General features: G+C 77.3%; 1 protein-coding gene and 1 pseudogene. Both read right to left on the bottom strand.

Annotated elements, in window-relative coordinates; all coding sequences use genetic code 11:
- The coding region (locus tag ACFVUS_RS44015) for a CpaF family protein (protein ID WP_387781549.1) at positions 1-747 on the bottom strand (747 nt) is incomplete at its 3' end.
- Positions 744-1150, bottom strand: a pseudogene (locus ACFVUS_RS44010) (hypothetical protein); the annotation flags it as partial. The gene ACFVUS_RS44015 and the pseudogene ACFVUS_RS44010, both read right to left, overlap by 4 nt.

The raw sequence follows: 1150 nt of genomic DNA, 5'->3' as shown, positions 1-1150 counted from the left end.
GCCCAGATCGGCCAGCGTGACCAGGCCCGCGCCCTCCTGGTTGGCCGGCCTCGTCTCCAGCCGCACCACATGCGGGTGATCGGGGCGCAACTCGGCCGAATCCTCGGCCAGTACGATCCGCTCCGCCGGGCCCACCAGCCCCAACAGGGCACTGAGCAGGGTCGTCTTGCCCGTCCCGGTACCGCCGGAGACGAGGAACGACAGCCGGGCCTCCACCATCGCCCGGAGCAGTTTCTGCCCGCCGGGCGGCAGCGTCCTGGCGGCGACCAGCTCCTCCAGCGTGAACGCCCGGGGCCGCACCACCCGCAGGGACAGGCAGGTCGAGCCGACCGCGACCGGCGGCAGGACCGCGTGGAGCCTGGTTCCGTCCGGCATCCGGGCGTCCACCCACGGCCGGGCGTCATCCAGCCGCCGACCCGCGACGGCGGCGAGCCGCTGGGCGAGCCTGCGCACGGCCTCCGCGTCCCGGAAGGTCACCCCGGTCAGCTCCAGCCCCCCGCCGCGGTCCACCCACACCCGGTCCGGGGCCGCCACCAGCACATCGGTGACTTCCGGATCGGCGAGCAGCCCCTCCAGCGGGCCCGCTCCCACCAGCTCGGACCGTAACTCGGCTGCCACGCCCAGCACTTCCGCATCACCGAGCAGCCGGCCCTGGGCCCGCAGGGCGGCCGCGACCCTCGCCGGAGTCGGCTCCGCGCCGCTCTCGGCGAGCCGCTGGCGCACCGCGTCCAGCAGTACCGCGCTCATGCCGGCACCCCCGGGGCGGCGCCGAGCGCCCGCTGCCAGAAGCCGTCGCAGAACCGGGCCAGCGCGCCGCGCCGCTGCGCACCCGGCGGTTCCCCCTCGGCCACCCGCCCGGGCAGCCCCAGCTCGACCGGGACCTCGCCGGCCAGCGGAACGCCCAGCAGCCCGGCCACCGTCTCGGCATCGAGCCCGCCGGGGCAGCGGCCCCGTACGACGACGCGGACGTCCCGGGCGACCATCCGCACCCCGGCGGCGACGCGACCCGCCGCGGCCACCGACCGCAACTCGCCCGGCACCACCATCAGCACCAGGTCCAGCTGGGCCAGCACCTCGGCCACGGCCTCATCGACCCGGCGCGGCAGGTCCACCACCACGACCCCGCCCCGGCGGCGGGCGGCGGCGAGCA

The sequence above is a fragment of the Nocardia sp. NPDC058058 genome (genome assembly GCF_042885355.1).
Lineage (GTDB): Bacteria > Actinomycetota > Actinomycetes > Mycobacteriales > Mycobacteriaceae > Nocardia.
This window is presented reverse-complemented; position numbering and strand designations above follow the sequence as displayed.